General features: G+C 41.1%; 9 protein-coding genes. All 9 read left to right on the top strand.

Features of this window, described 5'->3' with window-relative positions; all coding sequences use genetic code 11:
• Window positions 1-134 precede the first annotated feature (134 nt).
• Window positions 135-689 (top strand): ATP-binding protein, encoded by a 555-nt coding sequence (locus IWB18_RS12050; protein ID WP_195683870.1) that lies wholly within the window; start codon window positions 135-137, stop codon window positions 687-689.
• A gap of 267 nt (window positions 690-956) precedes the next feature.
• On the top strand, window positions 957-2,288 hold the full coding sequence (rsxC, locus tag IWB18_RS12055; RefSeq protein ID WP_195683871.1) for an electron transport complex subunit RsxC: 1,332 nt from the start codon (window positions 957-959) through the stop codon (window positions 2,286-2,288).
• 15 nt (window positions 2,289-2,303) lie between these two features.
• Window positions 2,304-3,245 (top strand): RnfABCDGE type electron transport complex subunit D, encoded by a 942-nt coding sequence (locus IWB18_RS12060; protein WP_195683872.1) that lies wholly within the window; start codon window positions 2,304-2,306, stop codon window positions 3,243-3,245.
• Window positions 3,238-3,825 (top strand): RnfABCDGE type electron transport complex subunit G, encoded by a 588-nt coding sequence (locus IWB18_RS12065; RefSeq protein WP_195683873.1) that lies wholly within the window; start codon window positions 3,238-3,240, stop codon window positions 3,823-3,825. Before IWB18_RS12060 ends, IWB18_RS12065 begins: the two co-directional genes overlap by 8 nt.
• Window positions 3,826-3,843: 18 nt before the next feature.
• On the top strand, window positions 3,844-4,434 hold the full coding sequence (gene rsxE / locus IWB18_RS12070; protein ID WP_195683874.1) for an electron transport complex subunit RsxE: 591 nt from the start codon (window positions 3,844-3,846) through the stop codon (window positions 4,432-4,434).
• Between the two features lie 13 nt (window positions 4,435-4,447).
• The gene (rsxA, locus tag IWB18_RS12075; RefSeq protein ID WP_195683875.1) at window positions 4,448-5,023 is read left to right on the top strand and encodes an electron transport complex subunit RsxA; all 576 of its coding nucleotides are present in this window, start codon (window positions 4,448-4,450) and stop codon (window positions 5,021-5,023) included.
• Window positions 5,024-5,035: 12 nt separating this feature from the next.
• Window positions 5,036-5,863, top strand: coding sequence for an RnfABCDGE type electron transport complex subunit B (locus IWB18_RS12080; RefSeq protein ID WP_207740836.1), 828 nt, complete (start codon window positions 5,036-5,038; stop codon window positions 5,861-5,863).
• A gap of 148 nt (window positions 5,864-6,011) precedes the next feature.
• Entirely contained in the window at window positions 6,012-6,272 is a 261-nt protein-coding gene (locus IWB18_RS12085) for a hypothetical protein (RefSeq protein WP_195683876.1), read from the top strand.
• 13 nt (window positions 6,273-6,285) lie between these two features.
• On the top strand, window positions 6,286-6,873 hold the full coding sequence (locus IWB18_RS12090; RefSeq protein ID WP_195683877.1) for a Maf family protein: 588 nt from the start codon (window positions 6,286-6,288) through the stop codon (window positions 6,871-6,873).
• The last annotated feature ends 164 nt before the right edge of the window (window positions 6,874-7,037 follow it).

Genomic DNA, 7,037 nt, shown 5'->3' on the forward strand with positions numbered 1-7,037 from the left:
GCAAGGAGCGTAAGCTCAAACCTTCGCTAACAACCTATATGGTTATTGTAGCATTAGGATATTCTTTAACAAAAATAAATAAGAATATAGCTGTGATTATTAGCTATACTCTTATAATACGAGGAGCGTGGTCAATGAAAGAATTGTCAATGCACATACTCGACATAATTGAAAATTCTCAAAAGGCAGAAGCAACGCTTATAAAACTCATGATCATTGAAGATTTAAAAAAAGATCTCATGACAATAAAAATATCTGACAATGGAAAAGGCATTCCCAAAGAAACTTTAAAGAGTGTTAGAGATCCTTTTACTACGAGCAGGAAAACCAGACCCGTAGGATTGGGTCTGTCTTTATTTGAAGCTGCTGCAAACAGAAGTGGGGGTGAAATGAAAATACTTTCGAAGGAAAACCTGGGAACTGTCGTCAAAGTGACTCTTAAAATCAGTGACATAGACAGGGCGCCTTTGGGCAATATGGCCAATACCATATCATCTGTAGTAATGGGACTGGGAGATGGGAATTTCTTATACCGGCACATATACAATGGAAAAGTTTTTAATTTGGACACAAGAGAACTGCGAGAGATGTTGGGGGAAAAAGTACCTTTAAACAGTATAAAGGTGGTAAGCTGGCTAAAAGAGTATGTTAAAGAAAATTTAAATGAATTGTACGAAGAACATAGATAATTGTTTAAAAAATGTCAATAATATTTTAAATTTAACAGTATTTATCAAATCCAAATTAAAGAATAATATAAAAATCAGCATAAATATTTAAAAATACATAAAAAAAGGTAAATAAAGCTTTATTTATACAGATAATTGTATTAAAATTAAAACAATCGACTTATTGTATCTGTCTTATTATTAACAAGCAAAACCGGTGGCTTATATGATATAATGAGTGAGGTTAAATTGTGTATACAATATTCAAACAATGCGAGGTGTTAAATCATGGACATTAAACATTCGACTTTCAAGGGTGGAATTCATCCTCCATACCGAAAAGAGTTGACAAAAGACAAACCGCTGATAACGGTTGCTGCGCCGGAAGTTGTTGTAATACCAATGTCTTTACATATCGGAGCCCCATGTAAACCAGTTGTTAAAAAGGGCGACAAGGTGAAAAAAGGACAGTTGATTGGTGAAGCCAACGGTTTCGTATCAGTTCCGATTCATGCCAGCGTATCCGGAGAAGTGAAGGCAGTTGAACCAAGGCTGCATCCAAACGGCCAGAAGGTCATGTCGGTCGTTATCGAAAACGACATGGAAGAATCCCTGCACGAAGACATCATCTCTCGTGGAGAGCTGGAAAACTTGTCACCGCAGGAAATCAAGGATATTATCCTTAATGCGGGAATCGTTGGATTGGGTGGAGCAACATTTCCTACCCACGTCAAACTCTCCCCACCTCCGGACAAAAATATCGACTGCGTTATTATCAATGCGGCAGAGTGCGAGCCTTACCTGACCACAGATGATCATCTGATGAGAGACTTTCCAGAAAAAATAGTTTACGGATTGAAAGCCATGATGAAAGTTCTTGGTGTGGACAAGGGATTCATAGGGATCGAAGACAATAAACCCGAAGCCATCGAAGCCATGTTCAAAGCTGTCGACGAGAAAGACAATATCGAGATTTATTCTTTGCATACCAAGTATCCGCAAGGTTCTGAAAAACAGCTTATAGCAGCTGTTACCGGAAGAGAAGTGCCGTCGGGCGCTTTGCCTATGGATGCGGGTGTGGTCGTATCGAATGTAGGTACGGCTTTGGCAGTCAGCGATGCAATTCGATTGGGTATGCCTTTGATCGAAAGGGTCGTAACGGTCACTGGAAGCGCAATAACAGATCCACAGACAATGATCGTAAAAATAGGTACTTCTGTAAATCATCTTATAGAAGCGTGCGGAGGGTTTTCAGAGCCGCCGGCCAAGGTGATCAATGGTGGTCCGATGATGGGTATAGCACAGTTTTCAACTGATATACCGGTTATAAAGGCTACTTCAGGCATTCTTTGCTTGAATGAAAAAGATGCATATGTTCCTGAACCTTCCCAGTGTATCAGATGCGGGAAATGTGTCAGTGTCTGTCCGGTAAAATTGTTGCCTTTATACATCTCAGAATATTCTCTTAGAAGAGATTTTGACAAATGTAAAAGCTATAATGCTCTTGATTGCGTAGAATGTGGCAGCTGTTCTTTCATCTGTCCTGCGAAACGCACATTGGTATCTTCGATCAGAGTTGCCAAAAGAGAAATAATAGCTAGCAGCAGAAAAGGAAACTAGGGGGGATCACTGATTATGAACAATGAATTTTTAACAGTATCATCATCACCTCACATCAGAGCCTCGCACAGTACTGCCACGGTAATGAGAGACGTGGTCATTGCTTTGATGCCGGCTTTTGTTGCGGGAATTATATTTTTAGGAATCAATTCAGCACTTATAACTTTGTTGTGCGTAGTCACCAGTGTGGTTACTGAAGCACTGATGCAAAAATATGTTATGAAAAGAACCGTCACCATCAACGATTGGAGCGCAGTGGTGACAGGAATACTTTTGGCGTTCAACCTTCCGATTTCTGCCCCTTGGTGGATGGCGGTGATAGGATCGGTTTTTGCAATTGCAATAGTGAAACAATGCTTCGGCGGTATTGGTCAAAACTTCATCAATCCCGCATTGGCTGCAAGAGCATTCTTGTTGGCATCGTGGCCTACAAGAATGACATCAAGTGCTTTTCTGACTGATTCATATACAGCCGCTACTCCTTTGGCACTGCTCAAAGAAGGCGGGGAAGCTGCAACTGCACTTCCCAGCTACATGGATCTGTTCATGGGAAACATCGCAGGCTCAATTGGTGAGATTTCAGCTTTTGCACTTCTTATAGGTGGTGTTTACCTGATAGTCAGACAGGTTATAAGTTGGAGGATACCGGTCGTATTTATCGGAACAGTGATGGTGATAACTTTTATCGCCGGTCAAGATCCCCTTTATCATCTCATGGCGGGCGGACTTATGTTGGGAGCTTTTTTCATGGCGACCGACTACTCTTCTTCACCTGTTACAGTGAAAGGGCAGATCATATATGCTTTGGGATGTGGGATCATTACGAGTGTTATCAGACTTTGGGGTGGTTATCCTGAAGGTGTTTCTTACTCCATCTTGTTGATGAACGTTGCCACTCCATTGATAGAAAGATTTTCTATGCCGAGAATATACGGGGAGGTGAAGGGCGATGCGTGAGATAGCTAGACTTTCATTAGTTTTGTTTGTAATAACTGCAGTAGCCGCCCTTTTGCTGGGTGCTACAAATTATGTTACAAAAGATGTAATTGCAGAGCAAATAAGGATCGAAAACGAAAATGCCAGAATGGAAGTGTTAAGTGACGCAGACTCGTTTGAGCAAATGGATCAGGCAACGATCACCGGACTGGCTGATTCCTTGGGAATTGACAACACTGTAATTGAAGAAGTTTATGAGGGCAAAGCCGGTTCCGATACAGTCGGATACACTTTCAAATCTCTTCCAAAGGGATATGGTGGCAGCATCACAGTGCTGACAGGCATATCAATGGACGGAACAGTCACAGGAATGAGGGTTGTAAGTCACAATGAAACTCCCGGACTTGGCGCAAAATCCACAGAAAAGGATTTTATGGACCAATTCAGCGGATTGAATGCCCAGTCTGATGTGGAAGTAATCAAAAGCGGTACGGCACAAAACAATCAAATCAATGCAATAACCGGTGCTACAATAACTTCGCAGGCTATTGCTGACGGTGTTAATTATTCTATAAAAATGTTCAATGAATTGAATAAGTAGGGTGGAGGTGTAATAATCATGGAATTTGGAAAGAATTTATTTAATGGAATTATTCCCGAAAACCCAATTTTCAGATTAATGTTGGGAATGTGCCCTACATTGGCTGTAACCACAGCCGCCGTTAACGGATTGGGCATGGGATTGGCCACAACTGTGGTTTTGGTAGGATCGAATGTGGTTATTGCGTTGCTGAAAAATGTCATACCTGAAAAAATCAGGATACCGGCTTTCGTTGTAATCATCGCTTCTTTCGTTACTATCGTAGGCATGCTGCTTAAAGCTTACATACCTAGTTTGGATAAGTCTTTAGGTTTGTTTATACCATTGATAGTTGTAAACTGCATTATATTGGCAAGGGCTGAGTCCTTTGCATCAAAGAACAATGTTATGAATTCACTGGCCGACGGTCTGGGAATGGGACTGGGCTTTACACTGGCCTTGACCATCATCGCTTCGATCAGGGAATTGTTCGGTGCAGGGAGCATATTCGGGATTTCCCTGTTTGGCGCAGGATTTGAACCTGCAATAATGATGATTCTTCCTCCGGGTGCTTTTCTTACCCTGGGATTGTTGCTGGCACTTTTGAATAAAGTGACCGCAACCAAGTAAAGGAGGATAAAAAATGGTTAAATTATTTGTAATTTTATTGAGTGCCATACTTGTAAACAACTTTGTGTTATCCAGGTTTTTGGGAATATGTCCTTTTCTGGGAGTTTCAAAGCAAGTTGAAACAGCTGTCGGAATGGGTGCTGCCGTTACTTTTGTAATGACCCTGGCATCAGCAATAACCTATGTTATTCAGTACGCTGTATTGGAACGATTCGGATTGGAATATCTTCAGACAATAGCATTCATACTTGTTATTGCTGCGCTGGTTCAATTAGTAGAGATGATCATACAAAAATCCAGCCCGACTCTTTACCAGGCATTGGGAGTATACCTTCCATTGATAACTACAAACTGTGCGGTTTTGGGTGTTGCATTGCTGAATATTCAAGAAAAATATAACTTTATAGAGACTTTGTTCCATGGTGTCGGAGCCGCTGTTGGATTTACGCTTGCCATAGTTTTATTTGCGGGAATAAGAGAAAGATTGGTCATGTCTGATGTGCCAAAACCTCTTGAAGGTTTCCCAATAGCCCTAATTACTGCAAGCCTTATGTCCATGGCGTTTCTCGGATTTCAAGGATTACTGTAGGAGGTGCATGAATTGATAGGCGAATTATTGACTCCTGTTTTATGGTTGGGTGCTTTCGGACTTCTTTTTGGAGGCGGACTGGCGTTTGCTTCCAAAGTGTTTGCAGTTGAAGTGGATCCAAAAGTACCATTGTTGAAAGATGCACTACCGGGTGCGAATTGTGGTGGTTGCGGTTATCCCGGTTGCGATGCCTTTGCAGTGGCATTGGCTGCAGGTGAAGCCCCTGCCAATGGTTGTCCAGTCGGTGGTGCAGCTGTCGCTGAGAAAGTTGCAGAAATTTTGGGAGCAAAAGCTGAAACGGGCGAGAGAATGGTGGCCAGGGTAATCTGCAACGGAACTTTTGAAAATGCCGTTGAGAGAGCTAAGTACTACGGCGTTATGGATTGTAGAGAAGCCAACATCGCTTCGGGCGGAAGCAAAGGCTGCCAGTATGGATGTATGGGTCTGGGTACTTGTGAAATGGTATGCCCCTTTGATGCCATACATGTAAATGAAAGTGGAGTTGCAGTAGTTGATTCCGAAAAATGTACTGCCTGCAACAAATGCATAGTGGCGTGTCCTAAAAATGTAATTAAACTGGTACCAGCTTCAAAGGGTGTCCATGTAGATTGCAATTCCGTTGATAAGGGAAAAGACGTAAAGGCCAATTGCAAAGTTGGCTGTATCGGCTGCCAGATCTGCGTTAAGGCTTGCCCTGAAAAAACGATTGGTTTCGAAAATAATCTAGCATTTATTAATTATGAAGGCTGTACCGAATGTCAGATATGCGTCCAAAAGTGTCCAACAAAGGCAATCAGCGGACAACTGGAAAAACTTAGAGAAGCATCATCTGAAAATTAGATAAAATTCAAAATCTTCGGATCTTTATCCGAAGATTTTTTATTGCCAATAAAAAACTAGTCATGTACAATGTATAATTTCCGGTACACTGTTTACTTAAAGTGACATTTACCTTATAATATATATAAATTCCGATAAGGGGGATTTTATGAAAGTTAGCAGTAGCAAGGGGACTTTTTTTTTAATAATGGTTTTTTCTCTGGTGGCCGGAACATTCTTCGGAGAACTATTGGGAGAATTTATTCCAGTGTTGGCCAGAGGATTTGAAATTTCATTATTTGACAGGGGAACAGGATCCTGGTTGATAAATTTTAATTTCATTAAGATTGATTTAGGCATGATCGTTAAATTGAACCTGGGTAGCTTTGTTTTTATCATCTTGAGTTTTATCTTATTCTATAAAAAGTAAAGGGGTTATGAATATGAGAAAAAAGAAAAGGATCGTACTGGCGTCAACTTCCTCCAGAAGAAAAGAAATATTAGAGAACTTAGGCTTGGATTTTGATATTGTACACAGTAATGTCGAAGAGAAAGTCGACAAATACCTTTCCTTTGAGGAAAACGTGGAGAGAATAGCCCTGGAAAAAGCATTGGATGTATCCGAGCAATTGAAAGATGACGATGCCCTGATAATTGCTGCTCATACCATGTTGATTCACGAGACTCTAATCGGTATGCCTTCCACTGAACAGGAAGCTTTCGACATATTGAAAAGGTTGTCAGGAAAAGTCCACGAAATAATCACAGGAGTGTGTGTTTTCGATACAAATGAAAACAGAGGAATGTTTACCCACAAAAAGACCAAAATCAGATTTGTAAAACTTAAGGATGACTTCATTAGAAAATACATCAATTACGGTGATACTTGGAGAAAAGCAGGAGCATATTCAATTCAAGGAAAAGGAGCTTTGCTGGTCGAAGACATCGAAGGTTGCTACACAAATGCAATGGGTTTGCCCGTAAGCTTGCTTGGAGAGATGCTGGTGGAGTTTGATATCAAGGTAATATAAAAGTTTTAAATAAATCCGAAGATCGCATATTTGCGGTCTTTTTTTATGTTTGCGCGCCATGGGCGCGCTCTAACGGGTGCAAGTCCCGAGCACACCTAGGTAACGAGGAAGTGCATAGCTAAACAGCAAGGGTGTTTATCGTGAGGTGAAATCTGAAGGAAGCT

It is taken from the genome of Alkalibacter mobilis, assembly GCF_015594845.1.
In the GTDB taxonomy this organism is placed as follows: Bacteria; Bacillota; Clostridia; order Eubacteriales; family Alkalibacteraceae; genus Alkalibacter; species Alkalibacter mobilis.